Raw genomic sequence first — 15,963 nt, 5'->3', positions numbered from 1 at the left:
CAGCATGACAACTTCGATAAAAACAGCAACCAACTCAAGCAAAGATATTTGGGATGCCCAACAATATATGCGCTTCGGCAATGAACGCCTGCGCCCTGCGCTCGATTTGCTGGCGTATGTTCCCGAACAAGAACCACAACTGGTAGTCGACCTCGGTTGCGGCACCGGCAACGTCTCGGCATTGCTGAAAGCCCGCTGGCCTGCCGCCGACGTGCTCGGCGTCGACAGTTCCGCCAACATGCTGGCGGCTGCCTCGGCCGCAGTGCCGGAATGCCGTTTCGCCCATGCCGATCTCAATCAATGGCGACCCGACGGTTTGCTGGATGTGATCTATTCGAATGTGACCTTGCAATGGCTGCCCGACCACCCGACCCTGCTGCCGCGTTTGCTGTCGCTCCTGCAACCAGGCGGCTGGCTGGCGCTGCAAATGCCGGCCATGCAGGATACGCCGCTACGGCAAGTACAAGTGGAACTGGCTAACTCGCCACAGTTTGCGCCGTATCTGGGCAAGGTAAAACAACAGCCGGGAATCCTGAGCGCGGAAGACTATTACGATCTGTTGCGCACCCGCAGTTCCATGCTGGATATCTGGGAAACCACTTATCTGCATACCCTGAGCGGCGAGGATGCGGTCGCCAACTGGGCCGCAGGCACCAGCTTGCGGCCTTACTTGGACGCCATGCCGGACGATCGGCGCGAAGATTTCCGTGCGGCGTATGCCGAGAAGATGCGCGCAGCCTATCCGCAACGCGAAAACGGCATCACGCTGCTGCCGTTCAAACGGCTGTTTATCGTCGCCCATGTTTAAGGGAACTTCGAATAGCCGCAACTGCGTCATTCCCGCGTTCGCGGAGATGACGCAGTTTTTAGAGGTGCCGTTAAGTGGCGCGGCAACCATATTTGCAACCGAACCTGACGCCCGGACTCAATACCTATAATGACTACAGAAACAACCCTCAGCGCCGCAGGCGCGGTCAGCGAAACCCCAACCACGCGCGAATTATTCGTCGGTTTCCTTTCACTCGGCCTGATCGGTTTCGGCGGCGTGCTGCCGCTAGCGCGGCGCATGATTGTCGAACAGCGCCGCTGGCTGGATCCCGAACAATTCACCGAGTTACTCGGGCTCTGCCAGTTTCTTCCTGGCGGCAATATCATCAATCTGGCGGTCGCGATCGGCTTGCAGTTTCGCGGCGTAGCCGGCGCACTGGCTTCATTGCTGGGTCTGATTGCGGCGCCTTCGGCGATCGTGATCTGCCTGGGCGTGATCTACCAGCATTTCCAGCATGACGCTCAGATACAGCATCTGTTTGCCGGCCTGGCGGCGGCGGCCTCCGGCCTGTTGATTTCGATGGGCTTGAAGATGCTGCTGCCACTATTGAGAAAGCCGGTGCCGCTGGTCATCGCCGGCCTGTTTTTCGTCGCCATCGCCCTGCTCCGGCTACCGTTGCTGCCGACCATGCTGGTGCTGGCGCCGCTCAGCGTGTTGTTGACCTGGAAACTGCCATCATGAGCGCCACATTAATTTCTCTTGCGGCGATTTTCAGCCAGTTGTCACTGCTGGCTTTCGGCGGCGGCAACACCATCCTGCCGGAAATGCAACGACAAGTAGTCGATATTCACCACTGGATGTCGGCGCAGAATTTCAGCGCCATGTTCGCCCTGGCGCAAGCCGCACCGGGACCGAACATGATGGTGGTGACGCTGGTCGGCTGGCACGTCGCCGGCTGGCAAGGTGTGCTGGTCACCACGCTGGCGAAATTCGGCCCCTCTTCATTGCTTACCGGCGTTGTGCTGCATCTGTGGCAGCGCTTCAAGGACAAACCCTGGCGCGCAATAGTGCAAGCCGGGCTGGTGCCGATGACGGTCGGACTGGTGGCGGCCAGCGCCGCGCTGATTACCGAAGCTTCGGCGCACACCTGGGGCCTGGCGCTGATCGCCGGCGCCTGTGCGCTGATCACACTCAAAAGCAAAGTGCATCCCTTGTGGGTGCTGGCGGCCGGAGCGTTGCTCGGCCTGAGCGGATTTGGCCAGTAAATTCGCAGGTCACAGGGTATAGTATGGGCGCATCACTCATGTTCACAATCGCCCACTATTTCCCTGACCGCACATGCATATTTCCGGCATCCATCACGTCGCCATCATCGCCTCCGACTACCAGCGCTCCAAACATTTTTATACCGAACTGCTGGGCCTGGCGATCGTCGCCGAGGCCTACCGCGAACAGCGCGATTCCTACAAGCTCGACTTGTGTACGCCGGACGGCGTGCAGATCGAGCTGTTTTCCTTTCCTTCGCCGCCACCGCGCGTGAGCCGGCCGGAAGCCTGCGGCTTGCGTCATCTGGCGTTCCGGGTGCCCGATCTTGACGCCGCGGCGGAAGAATTGCGTGATCACGAGATTGCCGTGGAAGACATCCGCATCGACGAATTCACAGGCAAGCGCTTCACGTTTTTCGCCGATCCCGACGGCTTGCCGCTAGAGCTGTATGAGCAATAGTTTTTTAACAACAACACCCGCCGCGCTGGCCCTATGCCAGCCCACCTGTTAGACTTGCGTCCCTTTTAAGCTGGCGACCCCCATGAAAACCACCTCGTTCTCCAACCTCCCGCTGGCGCCGGCGCTACTCAGCAACCTGGATAGCCTTGGCTACCACGAGATGACCACGATCCAGGCGCAGAGCCTGCCGGTAATCCTGGAGCGGCGCGACCTGATCGCCCAGGCCAAGACCGGCAGCGGCAAGACCGCCGCTTTCGGCATCGGCATCCTGCACAAACTCAATCCCAGCTATTTCGCGATCCAGGCGCTGGTGCTGTGCCCGACGCGCGAGCTGGCGGACCAGGTGGCCAAAGAGCTGCGCCGGCTGGCGCGCTTTGCCGACAACGTCAAGATCCTGACCTTGTGCGGCGGCACGCCGATGGGGCCGCAGATCGGCTCGCTGGAACACGGCGCACATATCATCGTCGGCACCCCTGGCCGTATCCGCGACCATATCGGCCGCGGCAGCATCAACCTGGGCACGGTGCAGACGCTGGTGCTGGATGAAGCCGACCGTATGGTCGACATGGGCTTTTACGAAGAAATCTCCGGCATCGTCAGCGCCTGCCCGGCACGCCGCCAGACCTTGCTGTTTTCTGCGACTTATCCGGACGATATCCGCAAAGCCAGCGCTGAGTTCCTGCGCGATGCGGTGGAAGTCAAAGTCGAAGCGCAGCATGATGAAGCCCGCATCGAACAACGTTTTTACGCCGTTTCCTACGAAGACCGCAATGCCGCCGTGGCGCAGTTGCTGAATCATTACAAGCCGGTCTCGACCATCGCCTTTTGCAATACCAAAATCCATTGCCGCGAACTGGCCGACGAATTGCGTGCGCAGGGCTTTAGCGCGCTGGCGCTGTATGGCGAACTGGAGCAGCGCGAGCGCGACGAAATCCTGGTCCGTTTCGCCAACCAGAGCTGCTCGGTGCTGGTGGCGACCGACGTCGCCGCCCGCGGCCTGGATATCCAGACCTTGGGTGCGGTGATCAATGTCGACGTTTCCAAGGACACCGAAGTCCACATCCATCGCATCGGCCGTACCGGCCGCGGCCAGGATCGCGGCTTGGCGCTGAGCCTGTGTGCGCCGAATGAAAAAAAATGGGTAAAGCTGATCGAGGACTACCAGCAAGGGCCGGTCAGCTGGTTCGACCTGGCAGACCTGGAGCCGGCCTATGGCGAACCATTGACCGCACCGATGCTGACTTTGTGCATCATGGGCGGCAAGAAGGACAAGCTGCGCCCGGGCGATTTGCTCGGCGCCCTGACCGGCGACGTGGGTCTCAGCAAGGAACAAGTCGGCAAGATCAGTGTCTTTGAATTCATCACCTATGTAGCGCTGGACCGCCGCATTGCAAAACAGGCATTCGGCAAGCTGAGCAGCGGCAATATCAAAGGCAAGAATTTCAAAATGCGGTTTATTTAAATTCAGACGCTGATGAACAGCGGTAATCCGGTCAAACCGGATAAATGATCACATCGGCAATTATTTTTTCGAATGTGCACTCTTTTCCCGCAGATGTCCACAGTCGTTAAAATGTGTTAAATTTCTATCTGGAAACTTTTTTGCGGACGCGGAAATCCGAGGCCCGTGTCACGCAACTGAAGCCAAAAAAGGCATCCGAATGCTAGCTGATGTGATGTTATAGCGCGGTTCAGCGAGTCAAGGCAGCACTACTATTCCCTGACAAAAACTGACCGCCTTGTAGCATGAGAAAAGACTTTCCTTCCATGAAAAACGCACATTTTTTACGGGAGTGCAGGTATGCTTGATTGGCAAGAGCAACAAATGCAGTCACTGCTGAGCGCGAAATCCGCGCCCATTCTTTTTAATTCGCTGTCAGGAATCGTCAAGCAACTTGGCTTCGATTTCTGTGCCTACGATATGCGCCTGCCTTGGCCCGTAGCCCAGCCCAAGGTCATCAACCTGAACAACTATCCCTCAAGCTGGCAGCAGCGCTACAGCCAAGAGCTTTACGAAAAGGTCGACCCTACCGTCAGCCATGGCAGGCAATCTTCCTTGCCGATGATCTGGTCTGACCAGAACGTCGCCAGCAACAGATCATTCTGGGAAGACGCCCATGCGCATGGCTTGCACGCCGGCTGGGCGCAGTCCCGCCACGACGCCAAGGGGATTTGCGGTTTGCTCAACCTGTCGCGCTCGGATGACCACGTCTCGCAAAAGGAATTGCGCGAAATTTCGCACCAGCTGTCTTGGCTGGTGGACGTTGCGCACGAAGGCCTGTCGTTGCTGCTGATCGAGAAACACATGCCTGAAGCCTCCACGCAACTGACCGCGCGGGAAATCGAAGTGCTGCGCTGGACGGCGGATGGAAAAACCTCGGGCGAGGTCAGCGAGATCATGAACATTTCCGACCGCACGGTGAATTTTCATATATCGAATACCTTGAAAAAACTCAACGCCACCAACAAGACAGCCGCTGCCATCAAGGCTGCCATGCTCGGTATCTTATAACCCTGGCGGCGCGCAACTGCGCCGGCTGTGGTGCCCCTGACACCAATCCGGCGTGGCCGGATTTTTTTTGCCTGCCGGTTTGCGCAAACGCCCCCCCCTGCATCGGTACCTGTAAACCTTTACAGTTACGCCTCCCCCGTAGACATCTCAAAATTAATTCATACACACTCATTAAGGACATCAGTGATGAAAGTTATTTCCGGGGCAGCCTCCGAGCTATCAAATGATCTATTTTCGAAAGTATGCAGTTATCGCCACAAAGTCTTCGTTGAAACGCTGGGCTGGGAGCTGGATACGAAAGAAGGCGTCGAATTGGACCAGTTTGATCATGCAGGCACCATCTATGTGGTAGCCCAGGATGAGGACGGCGAAGTGATCGGCTGCGGCCGTTTGCTGCCGACCAGCCAGCCGTATCTGCTAAGCGAGGTATTTCCGCAGTTGTTGAAAGGCGCCACGCCGCCATGCACGCCCGATATCTGGGAATTGTCGCGTTTTGCGGCCATGGATTTCAACAAGAAAAGCGACACCGCGCTGGACCAGGTGTCCTCATCGATCGCCGTCAAACTGCTGCAAGCGTCGATTGCCTGCGCTGCCCGGCTCGGCGCCAAGCGTCTGGTCACCGTCTCGCCGATAGGTATGGAGCGCTGGTTGCGCAGAGGCGGCTTTATTACGCAACGGATGGCGTCGCCGATGACGGTTGACGGCCATGCCTTGTTCGCTTGCCTGATCGAAGTCCAGAAAAGCCCCGTGCCCCTGTTCGGCGAACAGCCGTTTTTCAATAGCCAGCCAACCCTGCGCAAGCCGGAATATCCGCATTGGCAGAGCACGCGCAGTGCACAATCGGCCACCTCGGAGGCCTGATAGCGGGCGCCCCGCAGCAATTGACACATGGCGGAACCTTCCCTTATTGTGAATCACGACCGTCGGCAGCGGCGTCTGGCACATAAGGGAAATAACGATGAGTATCTGGGGCAAAACCAATTTATTGCGGGCGCGCGACGGCCATGAAGCCAAGGTGCTGCCGGTCGAACTGTTCTTTGACCTGGTGTATGTTTTCGCCGTCACCCAGCTATCCCACCATCTGCTGGAAAATCTCACCCCGCTAGGCGCCCTGCAAACCCTGGTGCTGTGGTTCGCCGTCTGGCTGGTCTGGCAATATACCTGCTGGGTGACCAACTGGTTCGATCCCGAGACGCTGCCGATCCGTTTGCTGCTGTTCGCCATCATGCTGGCCGGCCTGGTGATGTCGGCGGTGTTGCCGGATGCCTTCGGCGAGCGCGGCATGATCTTTGCGGTTTGCTACGTCGCCATGCAGGTCGGCCGCACGCTGTTTGTAGTGCTGCACCTGGGCCGCCGCCACGCCCTCAGCAAGAATTTCCAGCGCATGCTGGGCTGGCTCTGCATTTCAGGTGCGCTATGGATTGCCGGCGGTTTGTCCGGCGGGGAATACCGGCTGCTGTTCTGGATCACTGCGGTGGCCTGCGAATACCTGTCGCCGATGATCGGTCTGTGGCTGCCCGGAATGGGCCGCTCCAACACCCAGGAATGGACCATCGAAGGCGGCCACATGGCTGAGCGCTGCCAATTGTTCGTGATCGTCGCGCTGGGCGAATCGATCCTGGTCACCGGCGCCACCATCGGCCATATGGCCAGCTGGGATGCGCCGACCTTGATCGCCTTCCTGGTGGCCTTCGTCGGCAGCCTGACAATGTGGTGGATCTACTTCGACACCAGCAGCCAGGCCGGCACCGAAGCCATCGTCACTTCCAGCGATCCGGGCCGGATCGGCGCCTATTTTCACTATACCCACGTAATCATCGTCGCCGGCGTGATCATCACTGCGGTTGGCGACGAGTTGGCGATGGCCCATCCGGCGGGCCACATCGATACCAAGTCGCTGGCGGTGCTGATCGGCGGCCCCATGACTTACCTGCTTGGCAACGGCATCTACAAGGCCGTGGTTTATCGCTGGTTCCCGTTCTCCCACGTGATCGGCCTGGCGGCGCTGGCGGTCCTGGTGCCGTTCGCCTATCTTACCGACCAGTTGATGGTTGCCGGCCTGACCACGGTGATCCTGATCGTCACGGCGATCCAGGAAAGCGTCTCGCGCCGCAAGGGCAGTCATGGCGCCCCACAACACGTGGAATAAGCCCAACTAGGCCGGGCTGACTTGCGCCTGGCCGACGCTGCGCAAACGAGCGACGTCGCGTGCCGGTGGCGCGCCGAACATGCGGTTGTATTCACGGCTGAACTGCGACGGACTTTCATAGCCGACCAGATGGCCGGCAGTGGCGGCGTCGCCAACCTCGCTGAACAGCAGCCGGCGCGCCTCATGCAACCGCAGCTGTTTCTGGTATTGCAAAGGGGTCATCGCCGTCACCGCCTTGAAATGATGATGCAGCGACGATGAGCTCATGTTCGCCTCGCGCGCCAGGCTTTCGATGCGCAGCGGCAGCCGGTAGTCGCGCTTGATCAATTCGATGGCCTTGACCACGTGCTGCGCCTGACTGTCGTTCATCGCAATCTGCTGCAACATGCCGCCCTGCTCGTCCTGCAGCAAGCGATACAGGATTTCCCGCATCGCCAGCGGCGCCAGCACCGCAATGTCTTGCGGCTCGGCCAGCAAGCGCATCATGCGCAGCATCGCATCCAGCAAGCTGGAATTCGCCTCGCTGACAAACATGCCACGCGCCGGCGCTTCGGTCTTTCTCGGGCCCAGCTCTCCTGCCATGATCATGTCGCCGATATCTCGCGGATCAAGATCCAGCCGTATGCACAAGTAAGGCAGCTCGGGCGTGGCTTGCGTCACATGTCCCATCACCGGCAAATCGACCGACACCACCAGATATTGCGCGGAATTGTATATGTAGACCTCTTCGCCCAGCAGCACGCGCTTCTGGCCCTGGGCGATGATGCACAAGGCCGGCTTGTGCAAGGCATGGTTAGGCAAGGTCGGCTGCGACAGCCGCACCACATTGAGGGGCGCGATCGCTGTCTGGTGCACGCCGTCGGTGACGGCGTATTGCGCAATCAGCCGCGCCAGTTCGATTTGCTGCAGCGAGACTGCCTGCGCCTGTGCCTGATCAATTGCTGTATCCGGTATAGCTGGTGAATCGCTCATTTTCTGCCTTTCGCAACATTTAACCGAGTCTACTATTTTTCGCTCAAAGGCGGAGCCGCCGGACCATAGGTTTGGAGGATCGTGCAAGAAGTTGCGGGGATCCGGCTATCCGCGGCAGGCCGCAGCGGCCTACAGTGGCAACCATGCTTGGCGCTTCTTGCCGGGATCTTACTCAAGGAGTTGTCATGTCTGGAATCAAAGATAAAGTTGTCATCATCACCGGCGCCAGCAGCGGCATCGGCGAAGCCACGGCGCGGGTGCTGGCGGCGCACGGGGCCCGCGTGGTGCTGGGTGCGCGTCGCACCGATCGCCTGGAAATCCTGGCGGCAGCTATCCGCGCCGAGGGTGGCTCGGCGATTTACCAGGCCCTGGACGTCACCCGGCGCAGCCAGCTTGAAGATATCGTAGCGCTGGCCAAAAGCCGCTTCGGCCAGGTCGATGTGATTGTAAATAACGCCGGCGTCATGCCGCTGTCGATGCTAGACCAGCTGAAAGTCGACGAATGGGACCGTATGGTGGATGTCAATATCAAGGGCGCTCTGTACGGGATTGCCGCTTGTTTACCGGTAATGCAGGCCCAAGGCAATGGCCAGATTATCAACGTGGCGTCGATCGGCGGCCATCGCGTGTCGCCCAGCGCTGCGGTCTATTGCGCCACCAAATTTGCGGTGCGGGCGATTTCCGACGGCTTGCGGCAGGAACTCACGAATATCCGGGTGACGGTCATCTCCCCGGGCGTCACCGAATCCGAGCTGGCGGACAGCATTAGCGATCCGGCCGCCAAGCTGAACATGGAAAATTGGCGCAAGATCGCGATTTCTGCCGAGTCGGTAGCCCGCACCATCCTGTTTGCCATCGAACAGCCGAAAGACGTCGATATCAGCGAGATCATCGTGCGCCCTACCGCCAGTCCGCATTAAGAAGGTACGGCCGGATCAGATCCGGCCTTCCCACGGCACGTATTTGCGCTGCAGCCAGCGCAGCCCGTATTCGAAGGTCGACGCTATCAAGGCAATCACCAGGATGCCCATGATGACTACATCGGTCACCAGGAATTGTGCCGCCGACTGGATCATGAATCCCAGCCCGCGGGTCGCGGCGATCAGCTCCGCCGCCACCAAGGTCGACCAGCCGACGCCCAAGCCTATCCGGATCCCGGTCAGGACGTCGGGCACGGCCGATGGCAAGATCACGAAACGAATCAGTTGCCAGCGCCTGGCGCCCAGCGTCTGCGCCGCCCGCAAGCGGTTTTGATCGACGCGGCGGACACCATGCAAGGTGGTGATCGCCAGCGGCGCAAAGATCGCCAGGTAGATCAAAAGCACTTTGGACAGCTCGCCGATGCCAAACCAGATCACGATCAGCGGCAGGTACGCCAATGGTGGAATCGGCCGGTAAAACTCGATCAACGGATCGAACACCGCCCGCGCACGATGGTTCAGGCCGATCAGGATGCCGACCGGGACCGCGCTGCTAATCGCTAGCAGTAGCGCCGCAAAGACGCGGGCGACGCTGGTCGCGGCGTGCTGCCATAGTGTGGCGTCGACAAAGCCGTCAAGCGCCACGGTCTTGAATTTTTGCGCCACCGCCAGCGGCGACGGCAGGAACAGCGGCGGCACCAGCGCCAGCGCGCTGACCAGCCACCACAATCCCAGCAAACCCAGCACCGTCAACAACGTGATGCCGCGATCGGAAAGGACAAACCCGGCCTTGGGCCTGGCTATCCGCGGCGTGCCGCTGCGGCCTTGCCAGGCAGCCGGATACGGCGCCAGCAATTGCGCCACCGGATCGTGCGGCAATTCCAGCGGCGCCAGGGTAACGGATAACTCGCTCATGATCAGGCTCCTTCCAATACGGCATCGGCTTGCGGATGCAACAGCTGGCTCAGGATTTCTTCACGCAAGCCGACAAACTTCGGATCGGACTTGATGCTGCGGGCCGGCTCGCCTGCCACGAAGCGTGCGCCGAATTCCAGCCGGCGTATGCTCTCTACCTGTCCCGGCCGGGCCCGCAGCAAGACCAGGTCGGTCGCCAGGAACAGGGCTTCCTCGACGCTATGGGTAATCATGAAGATGCCTTTGCCGCTGGCTTTCCAGACTTGCAACAGGTGCTCTTGCATCTGCTCGCGCGTCAATGCATCCAAAGCGCCTAGCGGCTCATCCAGCAACAGAAAGCGCGGATCGACCGCCAAGGCACGCGCCAGGCTGACGCGCTGGCGCATGCCGCCCGAGAGCTCCCAGATGGCGGCGTCGGCATAATCCTGCAATCCGGTCAGCGCCAGATATTCGCGGGCTTTGGCCTGGCGCTGCTGCGGCGACTGTCCGGCCAGGCGCAGTCCGAAGGCAACGTTTTCCTGCACCGTCTGCCAGGGCAGCAAGGTATCGCTCTGGAATACCACGCCGCGCTCGGCGCCGGGGCCGGTAATCGGCTGGTTGTCGATGCTGGCGCTGCCCGAAGTCGGCTTCAGGAAGCCGGCAATCAGGTTGAGCAAGGTGGTTTTGCCGCAGCCGGATTCGCCGATCACCACGGCGAAGCGGCCATCGTGCAAATCAAGCGACAGGTCGCGCAGCACTTCCACCGGCCGCGCGCTCGCCGGATAGGTCACGCTGACCGATTGCAAACGGATCATGTCGCGTCCTTACTGCAGCGCAGCCTGTTTGGCGAACGCCGGGTTCACATACGGCTGGTAGTCCGGCAACACGCGTTCGATTTTTTTCTGCTCTTGCAGGAAGCCGGACGTGGCGGCCAGCGCCTTGACTGTGGGGCCGCTGAGCAGTTGAGCCTGCTCCGCCAGGGTCGGAAAACCGCTGCCGGCCAGCAGTTCGGCGATATCGCTCTGCTTGGCGGCCGTGAGGCGTGAAATTTTCTCGAATTGCGGCGAACCGGCTTTCCACTCAGCGCCATGGGCGCGGTAATCGGCATAGGCTTTGCCGGTGACCTTGACGAATGCGGTCACGAAGTCGGGATGCTGTTGCGCAAAATCCTTGCGCACGATCCAGGCATCGAAGGTCGGCGAGCCCCACTTGGCGACTTCGGCCGAATTGGCCAGGACTTTACCGCTCTCCTTGACCTTGCCCAGCGCCGGGTCCCAGACATAGGCGGCATCAATGTCGCCACGTTGCCATGCAGCGGCGATTTCTTGCGGCCGCAGATTCAGTATCTGTACTTTGGACGGTGGGATGCCCCAGTGCTTGAGCGCGGCCAGCAGACTGTAGTGAGTGGTCGATACGAACGGCACCGCGATCTTTTTACCGATCAGGTCCTGCGCAGTCGCTATACCGCTGCCATTACGCACTACCAGTGCTTCCGCCTGGCCGATCTGGGCCGCCACCAGGATGGTTTCAATCGGCAATTCGCGCGTAGCTGCCGCCGCCAGCGGGCTGCTGCCGACATAACCGATCTGGATATCGCCGGATGCCACTGCGGTGATCACATCAGCGCCGCTATCGAATTTCTTCCAGTTGATTTTCCAGCCGCTGGCCTTTTCATAGGCGCCATCGGCTTGTGCAATTTTGGCCGGTTCCACCACTGTTTGATAGGCGATATTGACTTCTTGGGCCGCCGCCAAGGCTTGGCCGGCGAAACCGGCGATGACGGTAGCGGCTGCCAGAACTGGCAAGCGTTTCAGAATATTGGCAATCATGCATTCCCTCGGTGATTGAATTATTAACATGGCCTTTACAAAGCTGTTATGAAAGCTGTTGCGGCTCTGTGGTCCAAGTTAAACGATTCAACCGTTTTTCAAAACGAAGGATTTCGGACATACTTAGTTGGTTTCTGCCGGGCTGGATGTGCATCGGCCGGCAGTGACAAACGCCATTGCGGGAGCAATTTATGGGCTGACTGTTCAGCAGCAGAGCCTATATGCGGAGGATGTTTCCAGTCGTGACCGTCAAATCAAAAAAGATATTAAACTATCTTTAATTAAAATTAAGATATTAAACTATCTTTTTTATTAAAAGATACTATACTATCTATAATCAATTAAAAGATAGTTTACCAACCATCATGAAAACCCTCGGCGAGCTTTCATCCCTCCTGCGTCAGGCCAAAGACAGACTGGCGCTGCCCGTTGTCTCCATGAGCCGTGAAAGCGGACTGACGGCCGTCACCATACGCGGCGTTCTGGCGGGCAAAAGCGATCCGCGTCTCAGCACATTGATGACTATTGCCGAGCAGCTGGGACTGGAAGTGATGCTACTGCCGAAAGCCATGGCGGCATCGATAGCCGCCAAGCCGCCTGCCGAAGAAGAAATCCAAAGCCTGGTCGCAGCGGCGCTGGCGCGGCAAGGAGACAAGCCATGAACCTGAGCGCGCTGGATATTTTTATAGGCGATCGTCAGGTTGGCATCCTTTTTCAATATGGCGACATGGTGCGCTTCCAGGTCGACTCCGCTTACGCGCAAGACCCGCAACGTCCCACGCTGTCGCTCTCGATGCGCGCCGCCACGCCGCAACAGGATATGGCGTTACTGCTGAATCCTCTGGCCGCAATTTTCAATTCCCCCGGCCAGATGCGTTTGCCGGCTTTCTTCCAGAATCTGCTGCCGGAAGGCATATTGCGCAAGCAAATCGCACTGGAACGGCATTGCGCGGAAGACGATCATTTTGAACTGCTGGCAGCCTGCGGCCGTGACCTTCCGGGCGCAGTGCGGGCGACCCCGACCAGACTGACGCGCGCCGCCATGACGCAGTTGGTGACGCAAGACAAGGAAGCGATCGAGGAAAGCGTGATAGCGGCGCCGCTGGTCGATGGCGTCTCGATTTCCGGCATGCAGCCGAAGCTGGCCCTGATCCTGGAGGGCGGCCGCTATGTCAGCCGGACTCGTCATAAGGATGCGCATATCATCGGCAAGTTGCCGACCACGCAATACGATCATCTGCCCGAAGTCGAACACTTGTCGCTACAACTGGCGCGGGCCGCCGGTGTGACGGTGTGCGACGCCAGCCTGCAGCCATTGGCGGCGATCATGGCCGGACATCCCTATGCGGCACAAGAAAGCCAGCAATTCCTTGCCGTCCAGCGTTTCGACCGTGATCAGCCGGGCCGGCTGCATGTAGAGGATTTTTGCCAGATCCTCGGGGTCGATCCGGACCAGAAATATACCGGCGCCACTTATGCCGATATGGCGCTGGTCATGCAAGCAGTACCCGGTCTTGGCGAAACGGCATGCCATGAACTGCTACGTCGCATCACCGTCAATGAACTGATCGGCAATTACGATGCCCACCTGAAAAACTTCGGCATCCGCTATCTGGCGGACGGCCGGATCGAATTCTCGCCGGCCTACGATGTGGTGGCTTACAGCGTCTACCTTAACGGCAGCGGCCATGCGCTCAAGTTTGCCGAAGGCCAGACCAAACGCTCCTTCCTGTCTCCGCAAACCCTGCGCGCCTTCGCCAATCACAGTGGCATGCTGGAACCGCCGCTGCGCCAGGTGATTTCCGATGTCTGCAAGAAAGCCATGCAAACCTGGCCTGCGCTGATCGCCGCCAGCCAGCTGTTGCCGCATCAAAAAGCCCGGCTAACCGACTACTTCACGGGACGCGACATCATTGCAGGCTTGCGCAAGCGGCAAGCAAGGCTATCCATGATAGTAGACCGGAACAGCGCAGCGTCATCCGAGGCAGATTCTTCGGAACACGAGCGCCAGCCAGTTGTCAAAATCCGCTAATATCAAATCCCTTTTACTTTTTCCACGCTCAAGGACAAGCAATGCCCGCAACTGCAGATCTAGCCCAACCAGGAATTCTCCAGGCACTCCCGCCCCTTGGCCGTTCGCTCACATTTCGGCTCACCGGCGCCGATCCGCGGGCGGCGCTGGCGCGGCTGCGCGACACATTCGAAGCAGACTGGGGCATTGTCGGCCTGGGCTTGCCCTTGATCCAGGCCTTGGACCAGCATGTCGCCGGCTTGCGCTCTTTCCCCGCACTTGAAGGCAGCGGCTGCAGCGCGCCGTCGACCCAGCAGGCGTTGTGGATTTTATTGCGCGGCGATGAGCGCAGCACGCTGTTCGAGCGCACCACGCAACTGGTGGCTTTGTTGGCGGATGCTTTGGTGCTGGATGATGCGCTGGACACTTTCCGCTATCGCGACAACCGTGACCTGACCGGCTACGAAGACGGCACGGAAAACCCCAAGGAAAGCGCCGCGGTAGATGCGGCATTGGTGGCGGAAGGTGGCGGCCGCCAGGGCTCCAGTTACGTAGCCGTACAGCGCTGGATCCACGACTTGCAGCGCTTCCGCGCCTTCCCGGCGGCGCAGCGTGACGCCACTATCGGCCGCCAGATCAGCGACAATGAAGAAATCGAAGACGCTCCAGAATCGGCCCACGTCAAGCGCACCGCGCAGGAGAGTTTTACGCCGGAGGCTTACATGGTGCGCCACTCCATGCCTTGGGATAACGGCCTGCTGCAAGGCACCGAGTTCATCGCTTTCGGCGAGTCCAGCGATCGTTTCGAAAATGTCTTGCGCCGCATGCTGGGCCATGAAGACGACATCGTCGATGCCCTGTTCAGCTTCTCGCGGCCGGTTACCGGCGGCTATTACTGGTGCCCGCCGCGTCAGGGCGACCGCCTGGACTTGCGAAGCATTGACATCTAAGTCCATATGGACACCATCCAGCTCTCGCTACCGGCAGCGCGCGCCCTGCAGCTGGCAGCGCAAGGCTTGCTGAAGCCGCCGCGCAAGAAAGCAGTCAAACAAGACGTGCTGGCGGCCATCCGCCAGATGGGGGTTCTGCAAATCGACACCATCCACGTGGTGGCGCGCAGCCCTTATCTGGTGCTGTGGAGCCGGCTCGGCAGCTATCCGCAGAGCTGGCTGGAGGAATTACTGGAAGAACGGCAGTTGTTCGAATATTGGGCGCACGAAGCCAGTTTCCTGCCGATCGAGGACTACGGCTTGTTCCGGCACCGCATGATTGATCCCGGCTCCATGGGCTGGAAGTATTCGGCCAAATGGATGCAAGAGCATCGCGCCACCATTGAAAAACTGCTGGAACATATCCGCGATAACGGGCCGGTGCGCTCGGCAGACTTCAAGCGCACCGACGGCAAAGGCGGTGGCTGGTGGGAATGGAAACCGGAGAAACGTTCGCTCGAAGTCCTGTTCACCGACGGCCGGCTGATGATCGCCAAGCGCCACAACTTTCATCGGATCTACGATCTTGCCGAACGCATTCTGCCCGATTGGGACGATGCCCGCATGCCATCCAACGACGCCACCCAGCGCACCCTGCTGCTCAAGGCGGTGCAGGCATTGGGTCTGGCCAAAGCCAGCTGGATGGGGGATTATTTTCGCACCGCCAAGAGTCGCCCCAGTCCCGATCCGGAAACCCTGGTGGCCGATGGCAGCCTGCTGAGGGCCAGCGTGGAAGGCTGGCAGCAGCCGGTGTATATTCATCCGGACCATCAAGAACTGGCGCTGGCCGCCGCCGCGGGTTTGCTGAAGCCGACCACCACCAGCCTGCTCTCACCGTTCGACCCTCTGGTGTGGGACCGCAAGCGCGCGCTGGAACTGTTCAATTTCGATTACCGGCTGGAATGCTATACGCCGGAGGCCAGGCGCAGCTATGGTTATTTCACGCTGCCGATCCTGCATCGCGGTGCGCTAGTCGGCCGGCTGGATGCCAAAGCGCACCGTAGCGAAGGCGTGTTCGAGGTCAAGGCGCTGTACCTGGAGGCGGCTACCCGCCAGACCCAGAGGCTGGCTACAGAACTGGCGGCAACCCTGCAGCGTTGCGCCGACTGGCATGGCACACCCCAGGTGGTGGTTAACACATGCACGCCGCGCGCATTTCGCAACATGCTGAAAGCCGCGCTGGCCTGACCTGC

Annotated in this window: 17 protein-coding genes; 13 read left to right on the top strand and 4 right to left on the bottom strand. The window is 59.6% G+C overall.

Annotation, left to right across the window (positions count from 1 at the left end; all coding sequences use genetic code 11):
* The first annotated feature begins 4 nt into the window (after positions 1-4).
* From ABI171_RS12585 to ABI171_RS12550, 8 genes are all read left to right on the top strand, one after another.
* The gene (locus tag ABI171_RS12585) at positions 5-808 is read left to right on the top strand and encodes a methyltransferase domain-containing protein (RefSeq protein WP_348092892.1); all 804 of its coding nucleotides are present in this window, start codon (positions 5-7) and stop codon (positions 806-808) included.
* A gap of 129 nt (positions 809-937) precedes the next feature.
* Entirely contained in the window at positions 938-1,510 is a 573-nt protein-coding gene (locus tag ABI171_RS12580; RefSeq protein WP_348092891.1) for a chromate transporter, read from the top strand.
* Positions 1,507-2,034: a chromate transporter gene (locus ABI171_RS12575; RefSeq protein ID WP_348092890.1), complete on the top strand. Its 528-nt coding sequence runs from the start codon at positions 1,507-1,509 to the stop codon at positions 2,032-2,034. The genes ABI171_RS12580 and ABI171_RS12575 overlap by 4 nt, the downstream gene beginning before the upstream one ends.
* Positions 2,035-2,107: 73 nt before the next feature.
* Entirely contained in the window at positions 2,108-2,494 is a 387-nt protein-coding gene (locus ABI171_RS12570; protein ID WP_348092889.1) for a VOC family protein, read from the top strand.
* A gap of 82 nt (positions 2,495-2,576) precedes the next feature.
* Complete coding sequence (gene dbpA / locus ABI171_RS12565) at positions 2,577-3,956, top strand: ATP-dependent RNA helicase DbpA (protein WP_348092888.1); 1,380 nt, start codon at positions 2,577-2,579, stop codon at positions 3,954-3,956.
* A gap of 363 nt (positions 3,957-4,319) precedes the next feature.
* Positions 4,320-5,006: an autoinducer binding domain-containing protein gene (locus tag ABI171_RS12560; RefSeq protein WP_348099299.1), complete on the top strand. Its 687-nt coding sequence runs from the start codon at positions 4,320-4,322 to the stop codon at positions 5,004-5,006.
* Positions 5,007-5,192: 186 nt separating this feature from the next.
* A complete protein-coding gene (locus ABI171_RS12555) occupies positions 5,193-5,867 on the top strand; it encodes an acyl-homoserine-lactone synthase (RefSeq protein ID WP_348092886.1) in 675 nt (224 codons plus the stop codon).
* A 97-nt stretch (positions 5,868-5,964) separates the two neighbouring features.
* Positions 5,965-7,155: a low temperature requirement protein A gene (locus tag ABI171_RS12550; RefSeq protein ID WP_348092885.1), complete on the top strand. Its 1,191-nt coding sequence runs from the start codon at positions 5,965-5,967 to the stop codon at positions 7,153-7,155.
* Positions 7,156-7,161: 6 nt separating this feature from the next.
* Here ABI171_RS12550 and ABI171_RS12545 read toward each other — a convergent pair whose 3' ends face one another.
* Positions 7,162-8,127, bottom strand: a complete 966-nt coding sequence (locus ABI171_RS12545) for an AraC family transcriptional regulator (protein ID WP_348092884.1) — start codon at positions 8,125-8,127, stop codon at positions 7,162-7,164.
* Positions 8,128-8,312: 185 nt separating this feature from the next.
* Between ABI171_RS12545 and ABI171_RS12540 the strand changes: the two genes are divergently transcribed.
* On the top strand, positions 8,313-9,047 hold the full coding sequence (locus ABI171_RS12540) for an SDR family oxidoreductase (protein ID WP_348092883.1): 735 nt from the start codon (positions 8,313-8,315) through the stop codon (positions 9,045-9,047).
* A 15-nt stretch (positions 9,048-9,062) separates the two neighbouring features.
* On the opposite strand, the gene tauC is transcribed toward ABI171_RS12540, so the two are convergent.
* Genes tauC through tauA form a run of 3 tightly spaced genes read right to left on the bottom strand, consistent with a single transcriptional unit; the run spans position 9,063 to position 11,770 of the window.
* The gene (gene tauC, locus ABI171_RS12535; protein ID WP_348092882.1) at positions 9,063-9,962 is read right to left on the bottom strand and encodes a taurine ABC transporter permease TauC; all 900 of its coding nucleotides are present in this window, start codon (positions 9,960-9,962) and stop codon (positions 9,063-9,065) included.
* A 2-nt stretch (positions 9,963-9,964) separates the two neighbouring features.
* The gene (locus ABI171_RS12530) at positions 9,965-10,756 is read right to left on the bottom strand and encodes an ATP-binding cassette domain-containing protein (protein WP_348092881.1); all 792 of its coding nucleotides are present in this window, start codon (positions 10,754-10,756) and stop codon (positions 9,965-9,967) included.
* A gap of 9 nt (positions 10,757-10,765) precedes the next feature.
* Positions 10,766-11,770, bottom strand: coding sequence for a taurine ABC transporter substrate-binding protein (gene tauA, locus ABI171_RS12525; protein ID WP_348092880.1), 1,005 nt, complete (start codon positions 11,768-11,770; stop codon positions 10,766-10,768).
* Between the two features lie 365 nt (positions 11,771-12,135).
* On the opposite strand from tauA, the gene ABI171_RS12520 reads away from it, so the two are divergent.
* Genes ABI171_RS12520 through ABI171_RS12505 form a run of 4 tightly spaced genes read left to right on the top strand, consistent with a single transcriptional unit; the run spans position 12,136 to position 15,958 of the window.
* Positions 12,136-12,432: an XRE family transcriptional regulator gene (locus tag ABI171_RS12520; RefSeq protein WP_348092879.1), complete on the top strand. Its 297-nt coding sequence runs from the start codon at positions 12,136-12,138 to the stop codon at positions 12,430-12,432.
* A complete protein-coding gene (locus tag ABI171_RS12515; RefSeq protein ID WP_348092878.1) occupies positions 12,429-13,802 on the top strand; it encodes a type II toxin-antitoxin system HipA family toxin in 1,374 nt (457 codons plus the stop codon). The genes ABI171_RS12520 and ABI171_RS12515 overlap by 4 nt, the downstream gene beginning before the upstream one ends.
* 41 nt (positions 13,803-13,843) lie before the next feature.
* A complete protein-coding gene (locus tag ABI171_RS12510) occupies positions 13,844-14,731 on the top strand; it encodes a Dyp-type peroxidase (protein ID WP_348092877.1) in 888 nt (295 codons plus the stop codon).
* A 6-nt stretch (positions 14,732-14,737) separates the two neighbouring features.
* Positions 14,738-15,958 carry a crosslink repair DNA glycosylase YcaQ family protein gene (locus tag ABI171_RS12505; protein ID WP_348092876.1) on the top strand — a complete coding sequence of 407 codons (1,221 nt, stop codon included), beginning with the start codon at positions 14,738-14,740 and terminating at the stop codon, positions 15,956-15,958.
* Positions 15,959-15,963: the final 5 nt, after the last annotated feature.

Origin of the sequence: Collimonas sp. (assembly GCF_039923675.1) — a bacterium.
Classification (GTDB): domain Bacteria; phylum Pseudomonadota; class Gammaproteobacteria; order Burkholderiales; family Burkholderiaceae_D; genus Collimonas.
Note: the sequence above shows the minus strand (reverse complement) of the source record. Positions and strands in the feature narration are given on the sequence as shown.

What these genes read in the sequence shown, in the direction of transcription:
- tauA (WP_348092880.1), bottom strand. Translation starts at nt 11,770, where the DNA reads ATGATTGCCAATATTCTGAAACGCTTGCCAGTTCTGGCAGCCGCTACC.
- ABI171_RS12520 (WP_348092879.1), top strand. Translation starts at nt 12,136, where the DNA reads ATGAAAACCCTCGGCGAGCTTTCATCCCTCCTGCGTCAGGCCAAAGAC.
- ABI171_RS12515 (WP_348092878.1), top strand. Translation starts at nt 12,429, where the DNA reads ATGAACCTGAGCGCGCTGGATATTTTTATAGGCGATCGTCAGGTTGGC.
- ABI171_RS12570 (WP_348092889.1), top strand. Translation starts at nt 2,108, where the DNA reads ATGCATATTTCCGGCATCCATCACGTCGCCATCATCGCCTCCGACTAC.
- ABI171_RS12530 (WP_348092881.1), bottom strand. Translation starts at nt 10,756, where the DNA reads ATGATCCGTTTGCAATCGGTCAGCGTGACCTATCCGGCGAGCGCGCGG.
- ABI171_RS12505 (WP_348092876.1), top strand. Translation starts at nt 14,738, where the DNA reads ATGGACACCATCCAGCTCTCGCTACCGGCAGCGCGCGCCCTGCAGCTG.
- ABI171_RS12545 (WP_348092884.1), bottom strand. Translation starts at nt 8,127, where the DNA reads ATGAGCGATTCACCAGCTATACCGGATACAGCAATTGATCAGGCACAG.
- ABI171_RS12585 (WP_348092892.1), top strand. Translation starts at nt 5, where the DNA reads ATGACAACTTCGATAAAAACAGCAACCAACTCAAGCAAAGATATTTGG.
- ABI171_RS12550 (WP_348092885.1), top strand. Translation starts at nt 5,965, where the DNA reads ATGAGTATCTGGGGCAAAACCAATTTATTGCGGGCGCGCGACGGCCAT.
- ABI171_RS12540 (WP_348092883.1), top strand. Translation starts at nt 8,313, where the DNA reads ATGTCTGGAATCAAAGATAAAGTTGTCATCATCACCGGCGCCAGCAGC.
- ABI171_RS12575 (WP_348092890.1), top strand. Translation starts at nt 1,507, where the DNA reads ATGAGCGCCACATTAATTTCTCTTGCGGCGATTTTCAGCCAGTTGTCA.
- dbpA (WP_348092888.1), top strand. Translation starts at nt 2,577, where the DNA reads ATGAAAACCACCTCGTTCTCCAACCTCCCGCTGGCGCCGGCGCTACTC.
- ABI171_RS12555 (WP_348092886.1), top strand. Translation starts at nt 5,193, where the DNA reads ATGAAAGTTATTTCCGGGGCAGCCTCCGAGCTATCAAATGATCTATTT.
- ABI171_RS12560 (WP_348099299.1), top strand. Translation starts at nt 4,320, where the DNA reads ATGCAGTCACTGCTGAGCGCGAAATCCGCGCCCATTCTTTTTAATTCG.
- ABI171_RS12510 (WP_348092877.1), top strand. Translation starts at nt 13,844, where the DNA reads ATGCCCGCAACTGCAGATCTAGCCCAACCAGGAATTCTCCAGGCACTC.
- tauC (WP_348092882.1), bottom strand. Translation starts at nt 9,962, where the DNA reads ATGAGCGAGTTATCCGTTACCCTGGCGCCGCTGGAATTGCCGCACGAT.
- ABI171_RS12580 (WP_348092891.1), top strand. Translation starts at nt 938, where the DNA reads ATGACTACAGAAACAACCCTCAGCGCCGCAGGCGCGGTCAGCGAAACC.